This is a genomic window from Arthrobacter sp. fls2-241-R2A-200 (genome assembly GCF_030209745.1).
GTDB lineage: Bacteria > Actinomycetota > Actinomycetes > Actinomycetales > Micrococcaceae > Arthrobacter.
On sequence record NZ_JARVRJ010000001.1, the window covers coordinates 267,538 to 285,237 of the forward strand.

A 17,700-nucleotide genomic window follows, 5' to 3' on the forward strand; every position below is an offset into this window, starting at 1 on the left:
CGAGCCCCGGTACTGGCGGCGTGTTTTTGACTAGCATTGGCTCAAAGCCTCAGGCTGTTGGGCTGTTCGCCGTCCCTCGGACTCACAGAACGGTGGAGTTGTGAAACTCGAATTGAAGGGGATCTCGAAAGCTTTCGGGACCTTCTACGCCAACCAAGACATCGACCTCGTGGTCGAATCCGCCCAGATCCATTGCCTCCTCGGCGAGAATGGTGCGGGCAAATCAACACTCATGAACGTGCTGTATGGCCTGTACGAACCCACGGCCGGCCAGATCCTGGTGGACGACCGTCCGGTCAGCTTCCGGGGCCCCGCGGACGCCATGGCTGCAGGTATCGGCATGGTCCACCAGCACTTCATGCTGGTTCCCGTTTTCACGGTCGCCGAAAATGTGGCCCTCGGCGCGGAGCCTACCTCCTTCGGCGGGGTCCTCAGCATGGACGAGACCCGCACGAAGATCCGTGAAATCTCCAAAAAGTACGGGTTCGACGTCGATCCCGACGCTTTGGTGGAGGACCTACCGGTCGGCGTCCAGCAACGCGTCGAAATCATCAAGGCCCTGGTCCGTGAGGCCAAGGTGCTCATCCTGGACGAGCCGACGGCGGTCCTGACGCCTCAGGAAACGGACGAGCTCCTGGACATCATGAGGCAACTGAAGGCAGGGGGCACCTCCATCGTCTTCATCTCGCACAAGTTGCGCGAAGTCCAGGCCGTTTCTGACGTCATCACCGTGATCCGCCGCGGCAAGGTGGTAGGCGATGCGCCTCCTACGGCGTCGGCCACCGAATTGGCATCCATGATGGTCGGCCGTCCGGTGAGCCTTAGCCTCGACAAGGCCCCGGCGCAGCCCAAGGAGACCACGTTCGTCGTCGAAAACCTGACTGTCCGTGCAGCCAACGGCACCAACGTGGTGGACGGCATCAGCTTTGACATTGCCCAGGGCGAGATCCTCGCTGTTGCGGGCGTCCAAGGGAACGGCCAAACGGAACTGACCGAAGCCATCCTTGGCGTGCAGGAACACGTCACTGGTTCGGTCACCCTCGACGGCAAGCAACTGCTGGGCCTTCCGGTCAAGGAAGTCCTGCGCTCCGGCGTCGGCTTTGTTCCCGAAGACCGCACCGTTGACGGGTTGGTGGGGCCGTTCTCCGTCGCCGAGAACCTTGTCCTGGACCTGTATGACCAGGCTCCGTTCGCGAGCGGCATCAGCATGAAGCCGGCCAAAGTGGTGGAGAATGCCAAAGCCAAGATCGAGGAATTCGATATCCGAACCCCCTCGGCGGGATCTGCGGCCGGAACATTATCCGGCGGTAACCAACAAAAAGTGGTCATGGCCCGTGAGTTATCGCGGCCGCTGCGGTTGTTCATTGCCAGCCAGCCCACGCGTGGCGTGGATGTGGGCTCCATCGAGTTCCTGCACAAGCGCATTGTCGCCGAGCGCGACGTCGGAACACCGGTCATGATCGTCTCCACCGAACTCGATGAGGTGGTTGAGCTCGCAGACCGGATTGCGGTGCTCTATAAGGGCAAACTCGTGGGCATCGTGCCTGCGGACACACCCAGGGACACCCTTGGCTTGATGATGGCCGGCGTCGGCCCGGAAGGAGGCTCCGATGACAAGTAAGCACCGGTCCGATGAGACCCAGCCAGCTGAATCGACGTCGGAAGTACGCGCGGCGGATGTCGCTCTCGACACCGCCGGGGGAGCCCTGGCCCCGGCGATCGTGCCCGTTTCTTCGCAGAGCGGAGATCCCGGCCACGAGCAGGACAGCGTGATCCGGAAAATCGTGATGGGCAACGGTTTCGTGTCCGTTCTGGCCGTCATCGTGGCGCTGATTCTCGGTGGTCTGCTGATTGCCAGCACCGACGCCGCCGTGGCGAAAACTGCAGGCTACTTCTTTGCTCGACCAGGGGACTTCCTGTCGGCAGCGTGGAGTGCCATGACCAAGAGCTACATCGCGCTCTTCCAGGGCTCAGTGTTCAACCCGCGCCAAGGCTTGCAGCCGCTGTTGGAAACCATGACAGTGGCAACGCCGCTGATTTGCGCTGGCCTGGGCGTGGCTTTGGCCTTCCGGGCGGGCCTGTTTAACATCGGTGCGCAGGGGCAGATCATCATCAGCGCCACCCTCGGAGCTTATGTCGGGTTCGCTTGGCACCTCCCATTCGGCCTGCACCTGCTGGTGGTAGTGATCATGGGCGTCCTTGGCGGTGCTGCGTGGGGCGCGTTGGTTGGCGTCCTCAAGGCACGAACCGGCGCGCACGAGGTGATTGTCACCATCATGCTCAATTACGTTGCTTTGTTCCTGCTGGACTTCCTGTTGAATACCGCAGCCTTCCGCCGCGCTGGAGACAACAGCCCGATTTCGCCGCGCCTGGATGATTCCGCAACGTACCCGATCCTTATTCCAGGGTCCCGCCTCCACTTGGGCTTCCTGGTTGCAGTCCTGCTGACCTACGGTGTGTGGTGGATGCTGAACCGATCCACCATTGGCTTCGAATTCCGTGCCGTTGGCGCCAACCCCATCGCCGCGCGCACTGCCGGAGTCAAAGTATCCCGGGCAACGATCTTGGTCATGGCCCTTGCCGGAGCCCTTGCCGCTTTCGGCGGGGTTGCCCAAGTAGCCGGTACGGAGAAGGTGCTCACGGGCGGTATTGCAGCCCAGATAGGCTTCGACGCCATCACTGTTGCCCTGCTGGGGCGCAGCACCCCGTGGGGGACCTTCTTTGCAGGGTTGCTGTTCGGCGCTTTCCGCGCAGGAGCGGTGCAAATGCAGATCCAGACCGGAACACCGATCGACATCGTGCTGGTGGTGCAATCGCTCATCGTGCTGTTCATCGCTGCGCCACCCCTGATTCGGTCGATATTCCGGCTTGAACCCAAGAAGAAAAACAAGAAGACCAAGGCAGCCCCGAAAGCTGCCCTTGCACACGCCTCCGGAGGTGCCAAGTGAGCGCAACATCCACAGCTTCCGCCCCAGGGGCAACAGCCCTGCCTGCGTTCCGGCCTTCTATGAAGGTCCCCCTGACACTCGGCGTATTGGCCGTGATTGCACTGGTGTTCTTCGGCCTGCTGGGCCCTGGGCAGACTGCCGAGATGAAGATCAGCGATCCCGGTGACGCTGTAGCGGTCCCCGCGCTGTTGATTCCAGGCCAAGTGGGCGGCATCGTGCTCGGCATACTGCTGCTCGCGATGGCTGCGTACTCGATCTACCTCTGGACCCGGAACACCCGCTCGCCCAGGTGGCTGCCCATTGCGTTCTCCGTGGTCTTCGTTTTTGCGGTGCTCCTCTGGATCGTTGCCGGTGCCCGCCAGCCATCGATTTCCCTTGCCGGGCTGATCGCCGGTTCCGTGACCCTTGCCGTTCCCTTGGTCTTCGGTTCCCTCTCCGGTGTGCTGTGCGAGCGCGTCGGCGTCGTCAATATCGCCATTGAGGGCCAGTTGCTGGGTGGGGCCTTCACTGCGGCCTTGGTCGCGACAGTAACGGGCAGCCCGTACGTGGGCCTACTGGCCGCCGCAGGCGCCGGGGCTGCCGTCTCCATGGTGTTGGCGGTTTTCAGCATCAAGTATCTGGTCAACCAGATCATTGTGGGCGTGGTGCTGAACGTCCTGGTGTCCGGCCTCACCGGCTTCCTGTTCGGCACGGTCATGGCTCCGAATAAGGACCAGTTCAACACTCCGGGCCGCTTGGATATCCTGCCGATCCCGCTGCTTTCCGACATTCCGATCATCGGGCCCATCTTGTTCAAGCAGTCCGTTGCGGGTTACCTGATGTATGTGGCTGTTGCCGTGGTGTGGTTCGGCCTCTTCAAGACCCGTTGGGGGCTGCGCGTCCGCGCCGTCGGCGAACACCCGCAAGCGGCGGACACCATGGGGATCAACGTCAACGCCACCCGTTTTTGGAACGTGACCTTGGGCGGTGCCATCGCAGGCATCGGTGGTGCTGTGTTCACGTTGGTGACCATCGATTCCTTCACCAAGGAAATCTCAGGCGGCCGCGGCTTCATCGCCTTGGCAGCATTGATCTTTGGCCGTTGGAACCCGATCGGTGCGTTCCTGGCCTCGCTGCTGTTCGGCTTCGCCTACAACCTGCAGTCGATCCTTGGCATCATCGGAACGCCCGTGCCGAGCCAGTTCATGGCCATGCTGCCGTATTTGGTGACCATCTTCGCCGTCGCCGGTTTGGTGGGCAGGTCGCGGCCACCGGCTGCCAGCGGCATACCGTACGTGAAAGGTTGAGCATGGACACCGGTCACCAGCAGGACGTCGACTGGCCAGCCCTGGAACAGGCTGCCAAAGAGGCTATGGAGAGGGCCTATGCGCCGTATTCCAAGTTCCCGGTGGGAGCAGCAGCCCTCACCGAGGATGGCCGGATCGTGAGCGGCTGCAATGTGGAGAACGCCAGTTATGGCCTGACGCTGTGCGCCGAGTGCGCGTTGGTTGGGCAGCTCCACATGAGCGGCGGGGGGAGGCTCGCTGCGTTCTATTGCGTGGATGGCCAAGGAAACATCCTCATGCCGTGCGGGCGTTGCCGCCAACTGCTGTACGAATTCAGGGCACCCGGAATGCAGCTCATGACAACGCAGGGAATCAAATCCATGGACCAGGTGCTGCCGGATGCCTTCGGTCCCGAACATTTGGAGGAAACCACGTGAACAGCACCGAAGCGTTCGACGCCGTTCAGATCATTTCGATCAAGCGGGACAAGGGCACCCTCACTCCTGAACAGATCGATTGGACCATTGACGCGTACACCCGCGGCGTGATCGCCGAGGAGCAGATGGCGGCCCTGAATATGGCCATCCTGCTCAACGGGATGGACCGCGCCGAAATTTCGCGCTGGACGTCAGCGATGATCGCCTCGGGCGAGCGCATGGATTTCTCGTCACTGACAAGGCCCGACGGCGGCCGGAAGGCTACCAGCGACAAGCACTCCACCGGTGGCGTTGGTGACAAGATCACGCTGCCCCTGGCACCCTTGGTGGCTGTCTTCGGCGTCGCTGTTCCGCAGCTGTCGGGCCGCGGCCTGGGCCACACAGGCGGAACGTTGGACAAGCTGGAAGCCATTCCGGGTTGGCGGGCCAATCTCACCAATGACGAGATCATGAGGCAGTTGCAGGACGTGGGCGCGGTTATCTGCGCCGCCGGTTCAGGACTCGCGCCAGCGGACAAGAAGTTGTATGCATTGCGCGACGTCACTGGAACGGTGGAGGCCATCCCGCTGATTGCTTCCTCAATCATGAGCAAGAAAATTGCTGAAGGCACAGGTTCGTTGGTGCTGGACGTCAAGGTTGGCTCCGGCGCATTCATGAAGGACGAGGCGCGGGCCCGGGAACTTGCTGAGACCATGGTGGCCTTGGGAAAGGACGCCGGAGTCCATACGGTGGCGCTGATGACTGACATGTCCACGCCACTGGGCTTGACTGCGGGAAATGCGATTGAAGTTGAGGAGTCCGTGGAGGTCCTCGCCGGCGGCGGTCCGGAAGACGTCGTCGAACTTACCGTCCGGTTGGCGGAGGAAATGCTGGCCGGTGCCGGTATTCACGACGCCGATCCCGCTGCCGCGCTCAGGGACGGCCGGGCCATGGACGTGTGGAACCGGATGATCGAAGCGCAGGGCGGCGATCCCAGGGCGGCATTACCGGTAGCCAAGGAGTCCGAGGTCGTTTACGCGCCAGCGGACGGTGTGCTTGTGGAACTGGATGCCCTTTCGGTGGGTGTTGCTGCCTGGCGTCTGGGCGCGGGGCGTGCTCGCAAGGAGGATCAGGTGCAGGCAGGCGCAGGTGTTCGAATGCATGCCAAGCCGGGTGCGCTGGTCCGGGCGGGTGAGCCGTTGATGACCCTTTTGACGGACACTCCGGAAAAGTTCGCCCGGGCAGAGGAAGCCTTGGAGGGCGCCGTCGTCATAGCGCCGGAAGGTTCACGGCCGGCGCATCGGCTCATTATCGATCGGATCGCCTAGGTTTTAGTCCTGTGCAGGCTCTTAACGACTTCATCCTGGCGGCGGCAGAGCAGCCGTGGGTGTTGTTATTGGTGCTGGCATGCTGCCTGATCGATGGTTTCTTCCCACCCATTCCCAGCGAATCCGTTGTTGTCGGATTGGGCGCCGTCGCAGGTAGCAGTGGCTCGCCGAACCTATGGTCACTGGGCCTGATGGCGGCGCTTGGGGCGTTCTCCGGGGACAACATCGCCTACTTCATCGGCCGCGGTGTTGGTGTTCAGCGGTGGCGCTGGATGCGGACCCGGCGAATGCAGGGCGCCTTCGGCTGGGCGGGGAAGGAGCTACGACGGCGGCCCGCTTCCTTGATCATGGTGGCGCGGTTCATCCCGATCGGTCGTGTAGCGGTCAACCTCGCCGCGGGCGCCACCGGATTCAGCCACGGCAGGTTTGTTGCCTTCACCGCCGTGTCCGCCCTGTTGTGGTCCACCTACTCCGTGGTGCTCGGGTTCTTCTTCGGCAAGTGGTTCGAGCACAATCACCTCCTGGGCGCTGTGATCGCTATCGTGGCGGCAATTGCCCTCGGCGTGGTGATCGATCGCATCATCAGCAAGGTGCGTGGCTCGGTGCCGTTGGACATAAGCAACGTCCCAGCGGAGGACGTGTCTCCTCCGCCTACGGTATGACGCAGGGGCTGCCGGTGGTGGCAAACATCAGTCCGCCGGTGGACGCCCGGACTGCTCCGGGGCCGCTACCGTTGGAGTTGTGGTCCAAGGCCGGGACGTAGCGAACGACGCCCCGGCCATGGGACACTTAAGAGCGACTTCCGTCACAGTGTCAAGTCACATTCGCCTAGGAGCTACCCCCGCGTGGAGTATTTGAACCATTTGCTTGATCATGCAGCCGGGCAGCCCTTGGTATACCCGATCCTTTTGGTGTTCTTCTTCGTCGACGGATTCGCCACGATTCTCCCCAGCGAAATGGCCATTGTAGGACTCTCGGCACTTTCGCTTCGCAGTGGCGAGCCCAACCTCTGGATCTTGGGGGCAACGGCCCTGGTGGGGGCCATGGCGGGGGACAACATGGCGTACATGCTGGGCCGGAAAATCGGCATTGACCGCTGGAAGTGGATGCGCAGGCCCAAGATCCAGAAACTGTTTTCCTGGGCCCAGTATGAATTGGACAAGCGCGGGGCCGTGCTCATTTTCACAGCCCGCTACATCCCGTGGGGCCGGGTGGCCGTGAACTACGTCGCGGGCCAAACCGGGTTCAAGCACAGGACATTCTTCTTCCTGGACGCCTTCGCATGCCTCACCTGGGTCTGCTACTCCATCGGCATCGGCTTGCTTGCGGGCCAGTGGGTTCACCACAACCCGCTCTTGGGCGTCGGCATCGCAGTGGCATTCGCCGTCGTCCTTGGCTTCGTAGTTGACCATGCGCTCCGGTGGTGGCACAAATACTTGGAAAAGAAGGACGCGCGCCGCGGACACGCCGTCGGAAACGAAAGCTCCAAGGCCGGCGCTGACGGCGGCACTGCAGCTGGCGAACCATCCGGCACCCACGCCTCGGTCCCGGTGAAGCACGGTCCCGCCGTGGCCAAAGTCGACGTTTCCAAGCCTGCCGGATAGCCTTCCCGCACGGCGGCTACCACCGAATCGCCGTCGGTTGAATGTGGATTTCTTGTTGCTCTCATGTGGGTCTTCTGAGACAATGGGACGATGGAGGCATCGGTACGCAACGAAATTCATCAAGACACCACGCGGATGAATATCCACGACCTTGTTCGGGAACTCAATGAAAACGTTGGTGCTGTTGTCGTGCAGACGATGGCCGGGGTGAAAGACCGTACCTCCCCGTATAAATGGGCCCGCCCTGATGGCCCGGTTCCCCGGCAGGAGTTTGAAGATCGTCTGCGTCTTGGATACCGCGTGTGGAAGACGGTCTACATGGCCGATGGAAAGCATGTTGCGTTGGCTTGGTTGATGGGCGCTAACCCGCGTCTTGAAGAAAACCTTCCCGTCCTCTACATCCAGGAGCAGCGAAGTAGGGAAGTCATAGGCGCCGCTGAAGCGTTCGTGAACGATACCTACGCTGCGTGACGGCGGCTCTGGCGGAACGCCTCTGCGAGGCGACGGGCCTTCACCTGCTAGAGGCGCGCGGCGAGAGCGCGTTCCGCGTGGCAAAGGATCGCTACGGTGCGCTCTCGGTTCTACCGAATGCGGTAGTTGGTCCATTGCCGGTAGGAGCGGACCCCGGAGAGGGTGACCACCGCGGCCGATTCGATGCAAAAGGCCGGACCATCTATCTGGCTGATTCATGGGAATGCGCGTACGCGGAGGTGTTGGTCCAGTTCCGTCGCGAGCGGGCCAAGATCGCAAAGGTTGCAGAGTCCATCAACTGGGAAGTCAACGACTACATCAGCCAGGTTGCCGCTGAAGCCGAAAGCAATGGTGTCGACGTCCCATGGGCGATCTCTGTGGACTGGCAGATGGAGAGATCGGTTTATGAGATCCAGCTACCCCGGAATGGATGGTGGGTACAGATCGACCACGCCGAGACGCTCCTCGCTCTGGAAGGACTAGCTCCCAAAACGCCCGGTCTCACGGATCGTCTCCACCTTCTTACTTCGGACGCAGTTGAAGGCGAGGACCGCGATCTGACGACACTACTTGCGCACGTCCTGCGGGGAGTATCCCTCGACGACGGCTCCAGACCATTAGGAATTTCTTACCGGTCTAAGACGCTCAAGGGTCGGTGTTGGGCGTATTGGGATCGCCGCTCCGACGAAGGGCTGCCGCCGGGCAGCAACGATTTGCTGCAGGTGTCCTCCAAAAACGTCGGTCCCGACCCGGAATTTGTTAGGGTCGCACGCTTCTACAAACTTCCTATCCTCGGCGCCCGTCGATGAGGTCGGTGGCAGTCAGATGGTGCATCGGGACCGCTCTGAATTCTTGGGCCGTCATCATCTAGAGTTGGTACGTGACTGAGCCCATTCTTGATGCTGCCCCTGCCCTCGACTTCGACCTCAAGAGCCTGCCCAAGGTTTCCCTGCACGACCACTTGGATGGAGGGCTCCGGCCGGCCACCATCATCGAATTGGCCAGCGCCGTTGGCCACACCCTTCCGTCCACGGATCCCGTTGCGCTGGGTGAGTGGTTCCGCGAATCCGCCGACTCCGGTTCGCTGGTTCGCTACCTTGAAACGTTCGACCACACCATCGCCGTCATGCAGACCAAAGAAGGGCTGTTCCGGGTCGCCAAGGAGTTCGTGGAAGACCTTGCAGAGGACGGCGTGATTTACGGTGAAGTCCGCTGGGCGCCCGAGCAACACCTGCGTGAAGGCCTGTCCCTGGACGAGGTAGTGGAGGCAGTCCAGGCCGGCCTGGAAGCAGGCGTGGAATCAGCTGAAGAGCGCGGACACCAGATCCAGGTGGGCCAACTGATTACCGCCATGCGGCACGCCGATCGCGGGCAGGAAATTGCCGAACTTGCAGTCCGTCATCGGGCAAAGGGAGCTGTCGGCTTCGACATCGCAGGAGCGGAGGACGGATTCCTGCCGTCCCGCTTAAAGGACGCATTCACGTATCTCGCCGAGAACAACTTTCCGGCCACAGTCCACGCCGGTGAGGCTGCCGGCCTTGACAGCATCCAGTCTGCACTCGTTGATGGCCGTGCCCTGCGCCTGGGCCATGGCGTGCGGATCGCCGAGGACATCACCGTGGAGTTCGAGGACAACTCCGACGACGACGGCGAGGACACCATCGGCATGGTGACCCTCGGCGGCGTGGCCGCCTGGGTGCGCGACCGCGGAATTGCCTTGGAAGTATGCCCGTCGTCCAACCTGCAGACCGGTGCGATCGCCGGCTTCGGTGAAGGCATCGAAAGCCACCCGGTGGACATGCTGTTCCAGCTCGGTTTCAACGTCACCATCAACACCGATAACCGGTTGATGAGCGGCGTCACCCTCACAGATGAGTTCGAGTTGCTGGTTGAGACCTTCGACTACGATCTCGACGACTTGCTCGAGTTGACGCTCAACGCCGCCGAGGCTGCCTTCCTGCCGCTGGATGAGCGCGAAGCGTTGGTCGAGTACATCAACGATGCCTACGCCAACCTCGGCTAAGGGTTCCTCCGGGCTCACGGAGTTGCTGCGCACAGTGGCGGCACTCCGTGAGCACTGTCCCTGGATGGGTGCGCTGACCCACGAGTCCTTGGTGGAGTACCTCATCGAGGAATCCTATGAGGTTGTGGACTCCATTGAAGCCGGCGAATCCGCGGCGCGGGATGATGAACTCCGCGGTGAGTTAGGCGATGTCCTGCTTCAGGTGGTCCTTCATGCCCGGCTCGCCGAGGAGCGCGGAAGCTTCGATTTCGACGCCGTGGCGCGGGGCATCAATGCCAAGATGGTCAGGCGCAATCCCCATGTGTTCAGGGATGATGGATCCCTTCAAGACACTTTTCCGGCCACGGTGGAGGAAATCGTCCTGAAATGGGATGCTGTGAAGCGCGCGGAAAAGCCGGAGCGGGCCGATCCGTTCGAAGGGATTCCGCCCCACCTGCCGGCCCTGGCGGGTGCGCAGAAGTCGATCGACCGGGCGGTACGCGCCGGACAAGCGGTCGACGTCGGCAGCCGTGTTTCCGCCGTCGGGCTTAACGCAATCCCAGCCTCGGAAGAAGGGCTGGGGGAGTTGTTGTTGGCCGTCGTCGCAGGTGCGCGGGAGCAGGGGCTCGACGCCGAGCGGGCCCTTCGTGGCGCCGTCCGGGCGTTCCAAAAAACCCAAGCGCAGCCTTCATGACGTGAGGCTGTGGACGCCGTGCCGTAACCTAAGCCACTCTCGACTACGCTAGTAGCGACGAGGACGTTGAGAATTTCCCTCCACATTCCTGTAATTCGCCCATAAGGAGCACATCCATGGCGCTTATCGATGCCATCCACGCACGCGAGATCCTTGATTCCCGCGGAAACCCGACCGTAGAAGTTGAGGTCCTGCTCTCCGACGGCCAGATCGGCCGCGCAGCTGTTCCCTCCGGTGCCTCCACCGGTGAGCACGAAGCTGTTGAACTTCGCGACGGCGACAAGGGCCGTTACCTTGGCAAGGGTGTCCAGAAGGCCGTAGACGCCGTCATCGACGAGATCGCCCCGGCACTCATTGGCTTCGACGCCACTGACCAGCGCAGCATCGACCAGGCCATGATCGACCTCGACGGCACCCCGAACAAGGGCAAGCTCGGCGCCAACGCCATCCTGGGTGTTTCCCTGGCCGTTGCCAACGCAGCCGCAGCTTCCTCGGACCTGCCGTTGTACAAGTACCTGGGCGGACCCAATGCCCACGTCCTGCCGGTTCCGCTGATGAACATCCTCAACGGTGGATCGCACGCAGACTCCGACGTCGACATCCAGGAATTCATGATCGCCCCCATCGGCGCCGAGACCTTCTCCGAAGGCCTGCGCTGGGGCGTTGAGGTCTACCACAACCTCAAGTCCGTCCTGCAGCAGAAGGGCCTCTCCACGGGCCTCGGCGACGAGGGCGGCTTCGCCCCCAACCTGCCGTCCAACCGCGCAGCACTGGACCTGATCCAGGAAGCCATCAAGAACGCCGGATACACCCCGGGCACGGACATCGCCCTGGCGCTGGACGTCGCCTCCTCCGAGTTCTACAAGGACGGCGCTTACCAGTTCGAAGGCAAGGCACTCTCCGCCACCGAGATGAGCGCCTACTACGCCGAGCTCGTTGCCGACTACCCGCTGGTCTCCATCGAAGACCCGCTGGACGAGAACGACTGGGAAGGCTGGAAGACCCTCACCGACACCATCGGTGACAAAGTCCAGCTGGTGGGCGATGACCTGTTCGTCACCAACCCGGTCCGCCTGCAGCAGGGCATCGAGACGGCCACGGCCAACTCCCTGCTGGTCAAGGTTAACCAGATCGGTTCCCTGACCGAGACGCTCGACGCCGTTTCCCTCGCCCAGCGCGCCGGTTACACCACCATCACCTCGCACCGCTCCGGCGAAACCGAGGACACCACCATTGCTGACATTGCGGTCGCCACCAACGCCGGTCAGATCAAGACCGGTGCCCCGGCCCGCTCAGAGCGCGTTGCTAAGTACAACCAGCTGCTGCGCATCGAAGAAGAGCTCGACGATGCCGCACGCTACGCCGGCCGCAGCGCATTCCCGCGTTTCAAGGGCTAGCATTCCGCAAAAACGGCTGACCGGTGGCTATGGTGGAAAGACCATGGCCACCGGTTCTGTTTAACGCCTTGGGTGCGGAACCGGGCATGGCTGGACGGAAGGCATTGCCCGGCGTCCAAGCAGATCAGAGATAACCAGCACAGCAACCGCCAGGCAAGCACCGGGCATTACAGGAGTGTCATGGCCACCCGTCGTCCCAAAGTCCCCAGGGCGGACGCCCTCGACGGGCAGAGCATCGGCACCAAGGCCGCTTCTCCTACAGCCTCTCCCGCAGCCACTTCTCCTAAGGCCGGAACGAGGGCTCCGGCAGCGCCGCAGCAGTCGGCCAAATCCGGGAGTGCCGCATCGTCCGCGGCCAGCGCATCGTCCGCGGCGAGGCCAGCCTCAAGTGCATCCGGGGGTAGGAAGCCCACCGCGGACCCGGCTCCCTTCAAGGGCGCTCGCGGCTCCTCCAGCCGTTCACGCGGCTCCTCCAGCACAGCCCGCGATGACGCGCCGGTTCCGGCCAAGGCGTTCTCCGGCCGGTTGCTGGCATTGGCCGTGGTGATGATCGCCATCACCATCATGTTGACCCCAACGGTGAAGATCTTCCTGGAAAAACGGGCGGAGATCTCCGACCTCCAGGCACAGATTTCCAGTCGCCAAGCGGAGCAGGCAGACCTGACCAAGCAGCTTTCCCGCTGGCAGGACCCCAACTATGTCAAACAGCAGGCTCGGGATCGCATTAACATGGTTATGCCGGGTGAAACGGACTACTGGGTGTTTGGCGGGAATGATGCCGCTGGCACACCGGGTGGCCGCACCGGCTCCGGATCATCTGCGAACCCTGCAAATCTGCCATGGGTGGATGCGTTGTGGGAGTCCATCAGACGATCGGCAACAGACTAGACGCGGTGCCCGCCGCCGTCGTGTCCCAAGGGGCTCGGCACCAACGGGCAGGAAGGGTGGCAGCGCAAGTGGAAGAGAACACGGCAGCCGTGCCGCAGGAAACCCGCCAGCCATCAGCACACGATCTCGAGGTCCTGAGCCGGCAACTTGGCCGTCCCGTCCGCGACGTCGTGGAGATCCCCGCACGGTGCGTGTGCGGCAATCCACTGGTCGCGGCAACAGCGCCCCGCCTCAGCAACGGAACCCCTTTTCCCACCACGTTCTACCTCACGCATCCCGTGATCACTTCCGCAGTGTCGCGGCTTGAAGCGGGCGGGCTGATGGGCGCAATGAATGAGCGGTTGGCCGCCGACCCGGAACTGGCCCAGGCCTACCGCGGGGCCCATGACGCCTACCTGGATGCCCGCAACCACATCGCGGAACGCTCCGGAACCGGGGCCGTTCCCGAGATCGACGGCGTTTCAGCCGGGGGGATGCCCAGCCGCGTGAAATGCCTTCACGTCTTGGTGGGCCACTCGCTGGCAGCGGGTCCCGGAGTGAATCCCTTGGGCGATGAGGCGCTGGAAGCCATCGCGGAATGGTGGACTAAGGACAGGTGCTATTGCGACGGCGCTTGGGACACTGCCGGTGAAGCCCCTTCCCGCGACCTGAGCCGGCACGGTCCACAGGGCCTGCCGGACATTGTCGGACGGCCCGCCCCCACGCGGAAAGCCAAGACCGATCTCCCGAGCGAACAGGACAACCCCGCATGAGCCGAGTGGCAGCCATCGACTGTGGAACCAACTCCATCCGCCTCCTGATCGCAGATACCGCTGATACCACCACTGGTACAGCACACACAGCCGGCGCTGGCCCCACATCCGGTCCACTGGTCGACGTCGTGCGCGAAATGCGCGTGGTGCGCTTGGGCCAAGGCGTGGATGCCACCGGTGAGCTCGCGCCGGAAGCATTGGAGCGCACGTTCGCCGCTGCCCGGGACTATGCGGCCCTCATCAAGGAACACGGCGTCAGTAGTGTGCGTTTCGTCGCGACGTCGGCCACCCGGGACGCGCGTAACCGCCAGGTTTTCGTGGACGGCGTCAGGGATCTGCTCGGTGTGGAGCCGGAGGTCATTTCCGGTGACGAGGAGGCCGCGTTGTCCTTTTCCGGCGCAAGTAGCGTCTTACCGGCGGGGGAGGACCTGATCCTGGTGGTCGATCTCGGTGGTGGCAGCACCGAGTTTGTCGCGGGTGATTCCGGCGGCGTCATCGCTGCCAGGTCCGTGGACATCGGCTGCGTGCGGTTGACCGAACGCCACCTCCGCAGCGATCCGCCCACTGCGGCTGAAATCAGCGCGGCAGAGGCCGACGTCGATGCCGCCCTTGACCTTGCCGGCCAAGAAGTGCCGCTGGACCGTGCCACGGCTGTGGTGGGTGTCGCCGGTTCGATCACCACCATCACGGCGCACGCGCTCGGGCTGCCGGAATATCAGCCGGGCCGGATCCACGGCGCCGAACTCGACCTGGAAACCATAACCAAGGCGGCAACGAGCCTGTTGGAAATGACGCGTGAGGAACGCGCAGCGCTGCCGTACATGCACCCCGGGCGGGTCGATGTGATCGGTGCTGGCGCCCTGGTCTGGCGCCGGATCCTGACACGGTTGGCCACGGTCAGCAACGGGAAGATCAGAATGGCTGTTTCCAGTGAGCACGACATCCTTGACGGCATCGCCCTGAGCATACGGGCTGCCGGGTGACTTCGAGGCGTCGCCGAGCCTTTTCCGCCGGGGTGGCAACTGTGCTGGCCGGGGGTCTCTTTGCCGGGATGTTGGCAACAGCTCCGGCAGCCACTGCAGACGCGTGGCGCGACAAGGAGTATTGGCTCGCCGATTCCGGCGTCGTCAATGCCTGGCAGGTATCCAAGGGCGCCGGGGTCACGGTGGCTGTTATCGACTCCGGCATCGATGGAAGCCACCCCGATCTTGCAGGCGCGGTGGTCGGAGGTGCCGACGCGTCAGGGGCCGGGGCGCCGAACGGCCAGAAGAGCATCGGCGCCAAGCCCGAGCACGGCACGCTCGTGGCCACGATGTTGGCCGGTCGCGGTCACGCCGCTCCTGCGCCGACTCCGGCCGCCGGATCGGCGTCGCCAACTCCCACACCACCTCCGGTGGTGCCACCGGACGGAATCATCGGCGTCGCCCCCGAGGCTGACATCCTGTCCGTTTCCACTTGGCTTGGCTCGCCCAACCCCGGCGGCAAGACAGACCAGGAACAGATACCCGATGCCGTGCGCTGGGCTGTGGACAACGGGGCCAAGGTCATCAACATTTCCTTGGGCAGTACATCGCCTGACTGGCCGCAAAGCTGGGATGCCGCGTTCTTGTACGCCGAGCAAAAGGACGTTGTGATTGTTGCCGCCGCCGGGAACCGGGTGGGCGGAAACATCCAAGTGGGCGCCCCTGCCACCATCCCGGGTGTCCTCACAGTTGCAGGGCTCGACGGCAACGGACACGCCAGCATCGATGCCTCTTCCCAAGGCATCAGCATCGGGGTAGCCGCGCCGGCTGAGAACCTGGTGGGCGGAATCCCCGGAGCCGGATACGCAGAATGGGCCGGAACCTCCGGGGCCGCACCCATTGTTTCCGGAGTGGCGGCCCTGATCCGGTCCAAATGGCCGGACATGAGCGCCAAGCAAGTCATCAACCGGATCGTCAGCACGGCCAAGGATGCAGGTGCTCCGGGCAAGGATCCCCTTTATGGTTACGGCATCCTCAACGCCGAGGCCGCGCTGAAGAACGACGTTCCGGAGACGCGGTCCAACCCGCTGGGGTCCATCGCCGATTGGATCAGGGTGCATCGTCGGGGCGACCTCACCACGCCTTCGCAAGCCCCGGTGGCCAGCCCGACCAGCGCACCACCAACCTTGGCGGACCCCACCGTTCCGGTAGCCAAAGCTCCGGCCGGCATGGACGCTGCGCTTCCTGCCGCCGTCGTCATCGGGTTCGGAGGGTTGTTTGTCGCGCTCCTGATTGGCGCGGCACTTCACTTGCGACGAGTGTCAAAGCGCACCAAGGGTGCCTCCGAGGAGACAGAAACAGGAGCCGTGGATGCGGTTGACCCACCTTCCCGACCATAGTTAGTGAAGATTTTCACAAACTGTTGTATTCTGGAGCCATGGCAACCACCCCAGAGCTCATTGACCGTCCTCGGGTCCTCGTCGTCGGCGGCGGTTACGTCGGCCTGTACGTGGCACTCAAACTGCAGAAGAAGATCGCGAACGCCGGTGGTATCGTCACCGTCGTCGATCCACTGCCGTACATGACCTACCAGCCCTTCCTCCCCGAGGTTGCAGGCGGCAACATCGAGGCACGCCACGCGGTGGTCTCGCACCGTCAGCACCTCAAGCAGACCGAGCTCATCCAGGGCCGCGTCACCAGCATCGATCACGCCAACCGCACGGCAGTTGTGGCGCCGTCAGATGGTGACGCACCGTTCGAGGTTCCTTACTTCGACGTCGTGATCGCCGCTGGCGCCATCACCCGTACCTTCCCCATCAAGGGTCTCGCAGACGCCGGCATCGGCCTGAAGACCATCGAAGAAGCCGTGGCGCTGCGCAACAAGGTGCTTGACCGCATCGAGGCAGCATCCACCATGACGGATCCCGCAGAGCGTGCCAAGGCCCTCACATTCGTGGTGGTTGGTGGCGGCTTTGCCGGCATCGAGTGCCTCACTGAGATGGAAGACCTTGCCCGCGCCGCTGTCCGGAACAACCCCCGCATCCGCCAGGAGGAAGTCCGCTTCATTCTCGTCGAAGCCATGGGCCGCATCATGCCGGAGGTCACCGCTTCACAGGCCGAGTGGGTCGTGGAGCACCTCCGCAGCCGTGGCATCGAGGTCTTGTTGAACACGTCGCTGGACAACGCTGAAGGAACCCTGAAGCTCATCAACCTCCCGGACAAGACCCCCGCGCAGGAAGTTGAAGCGGACACCCTGGTGTGGGCTGCCGGCGTGCAGGCCAACCCGATGATCCGTTCCACCGACTTCCCGCTGGAACCCCGTGGCCGCGTCCGCGTGCTCCCGGACCTGCGCATCGCCGGTGATGAAGGCATTATCGAAAATGCTTGGGCTGCCGGCGACATCGCCGCTGTTCCGGACCTCACCGGCAAGGGCCTGCCGGACGGTACCTGTGTCCCCAACGCCCAGCACGCTCTGCGCCAGGCCAAGAAGCTCGCCAAGAACCTGTGGGCTTCCCGCTGGGACAAGCCGCTGGAGGACTACAAGCACAAGAACCTTGGTGCAGTAGCCGGCTTCGGCGAGTGGAAGGGCGTTGCGAACATCAACCTCTTTGGTCGCATCGGCCTCAAGGGCGGCCCCGCCTGGCTGGCACACCGTGGATACCACGGTCTGGCCATGCCCACGGTGGAGCGCAAGTTCCGGGTGATCTCCGGTTGGGTCCTGACCTTCTTCGCAGGCCGCGACACCACCCAGCTGATTGATCTCGATAACCCGCGCGGTGCCTTCGTGGCCGCAGCAACTCCGGCTCCCAAGCCCGTTGCCGCACCCGCCCCGGCGGAATCAAAGCCTGCTGCGGACGATTCCAAAACCCCGGTGACGGCAGACGCCAAGTAGCCACCCTCGCCTGGACTGTACCTGGTTCAGGAAACGCTCGACGGCGGTCGCTCCCCAAAGGGGGAGGGGCCGCCGTCGAG

The 17,700-nt window shown here is 63.2% G+C and carries 17 protein-coding genes; all 17 read left to right on the forward strand.

Translation table 11 applies throughout. The features are described 5' to 3' along the window. The first annotated feature begins 100 nt into the window (after positions 1-100). The 17 genes from QRN42_RS01255 (at position 101) to QRN42_RS01335 (ending at position 17,620) form a co-directional block, all read left to right on the forward strand. Complete coding sequence (locus tag QRN42_RS01255) at positions 101-1,621, forward strand: ABC transporter ATP-binding protein (RefSeq protein ID WP_284974346.1); 1,521 nt, start codon at positions 101-103, stop codon at positions 1,619-1,621. Further along, the gene (locus QRN42_RS01260) at positions 1,611-2,948 is read left to right on the forward strand and encodes an ABC transporter permease (RefSeq protein ID WP_284974347.1); all 1,338 of its coding nucleotides are present in this window, start codon (positions 1,611-1,613) and stop codon (positions 2,946-2,948) included. Before QRN42_RS01255 ends, QRN42_RS01260 begins: the two co-directional genes overlap by 11 nt. After that, complete coding sequence (locus QRN42_RS01265) at positions 2,945-4,234, forward strand: ABC transporter permease (RefSeq protein ID WP_284974348.1); 1,290 nt, start codon at positions 2,945-2,947, stop codon at positions 4,232-4,234. Before QRN42_RS01260 ends, QRN42_RS01265 begins: the two co-directional genes overlap by 4 nt. 2 nt (positions 4,235-4,236) lie before the next feature. Then, a complete protein-coding gene (locus QRN42_RS01270) occupies positions 4,237-4,650 on the forward strand; it encodes a cytidine deaminase (protein ID WP_284974349.1) in 414 nt (137 codons plus the stop codon). Next, a complete protein-coding gene (locus tag QRN42_RS01275) occupies positions 4,647-5,957 on the forward strand; it encodes a thymidine phosphorylase (RefSeq protein WP_284974350.1) in 1,311 nt (436 codons plus the stop codon). The genes QRN42_RS01270 and QRN42_RS01275 overlap by 4 nt, the downstream gene beginning before the upstream one ends. Before the next feature lie 11 nt (positions 5,958-5,968). Next, a complete protein-coding gene (locus QRN42_RS01280) occupies positions 5,969-6,619 on the forward strand; it encodes a DedA family protein (protein WP_284974351.1) in 651 nt (216 codons plus the stop codon). 183 nt (positions 6,620-6,802) lie between these two features. After that, the gene (locus QRN42_RS01285) at positions 6,803-7,561 is read left to right on the forward strand and encodes a DedA family protein (RefSeq protein WP_284974352.1); all 759 of its coding nucleotides are present in this window, start codon (positions 6,803-6,805) and stop codon (positions 7,559-7,561) included. Between the two features lie 90 nt (positions 7,562-7,651). Next, positions 7,652-8,032: a hypothetical protein gene (locus QRN42_RS01290; protein WP_284977647.1), complete on the forward strand. Its 381-nt coding sequence runs from the start codon at positions 7,652-7,654 to the stop codon at positions 8,030-8,032. Then, entirely contained in the window at positions 8,029-8,841 is an 813-nt protein-coding gene (locus QRN42_RS01295; RefSeq protein WP_284977648.1) for an RES domain-containing protein, read from the forward strand. The genes QRN42_RS01290 and QRN42_RS01295 overlap by 4 nt, the downstream gene beginning before the upstream one ends. A 71-nt stretch (positions 8,842-8,912) precedes the next feature. Continuing rightward, positions 8,913-10,055 (forward strand): adenosine deaminase, encoded by a 1,143-nt coding sequence (locus tag QRN42_RS01300; protein ID WP_284977649.1) that lies wholly within the window; start codon positions 8,913-8,915, stop codon positions 10,053-10,055. Further along, complete coding sequence (locus QRN42_RS01305) at positions 10,033-10,728, forward strand: MazG nucleotide pyrophosphohydrolase domain-containing protein (RefSeq protein ID WP_284974356.1); 696 nt, start codon at positions 10,033-10,035, stop codon at positions 10,726-10,728. The genes QRN42_RS01300 and QRN42_RS01305 overlap by 23 nt, the downstream gene beginning before the upstream one ends. Before the next feature lie 116 nt (positions 10,729-10,844). Then, on the forward strand, positions 10,845-12,125 hold the full coding sequence (gene eno, locus QRN42_RS01310) for a phosphopyruvate hydratase (RefSeq protein ID WP_284974357.1): 1,281 nt from the start codon (positions 10,845-10,847) through the stop codon (positions 12,123-12,125). A gap of 180 nt (positions 12,126-12,305) precedes the next feature. After that, positions 12,306-13,013 carry an FtsB family cell division protein gene (locus QRN42_RS18065; RefSeq protein WP_284974358.1) on the forward strand — a complete coding sequence of 236 codons (708 nt, stop codon included), beginning with the start codon at positions 12,306-12,308 and terminating at the stop codon, positions 13,011-13,013. Between the two features lie 68 nt (positions 13,014-13,081). After that, positions 13,082-13,765, forward strand: a complete 684-nt coding sequence (locus QRN42_RS01320; RefSeq protein ID WP_284977650.1) for a DUF501 domain-containing protein — start codon at positions 13,082-13,084, stop codon at positions 13,763-13,765. After that, complete coding sequence (locus tag QRN42_RS01325) at positions 13,762-14,748, forward strand: Ppx/GppA phosphatase family protein (RefSeq protein ID WP_284977651.1); 987 nt, start codon at positions 13,762-13,764, stop codon at positions 14,746-14,748. The genes QRN42_RS01320 and QRN42_RS01325 overlap by 4 nt, the downstream gene beginning before the upstream one ends. Then, on the forward strand, positions 14,745-16,127 hold the full coding sequence (locus QRN42_RS01330) for a S8 family serine peptidase (RefSeq protein WP_284977652.1): 1,383 nt from the start codon (positions 14,745-14,747) through the stop codon (positions 16,125-16,127). The genes QRN42_RS01325 and QRN42_RS01330 overlap by 4 nt, the downstream gene beginning before the upstream one ends. Positions 16,128-16,165: 38 nt before the next feature. Continuing rightward, positions 16,166-17,620: an NAD(P)/FAD-dependent oxidoreductase gene (locus QRN42_RS01335; RefSeq protein ID WP_284974362.1), complete on the forward strand. Its 1,455-nt coding sequence runs from the start codon at positions 16,166-16,168 to the stop codon at positions 17,618-17,620. The last annotated feature ends 80 nt before the right edge of the window (positions 17,621-17,700 follow it).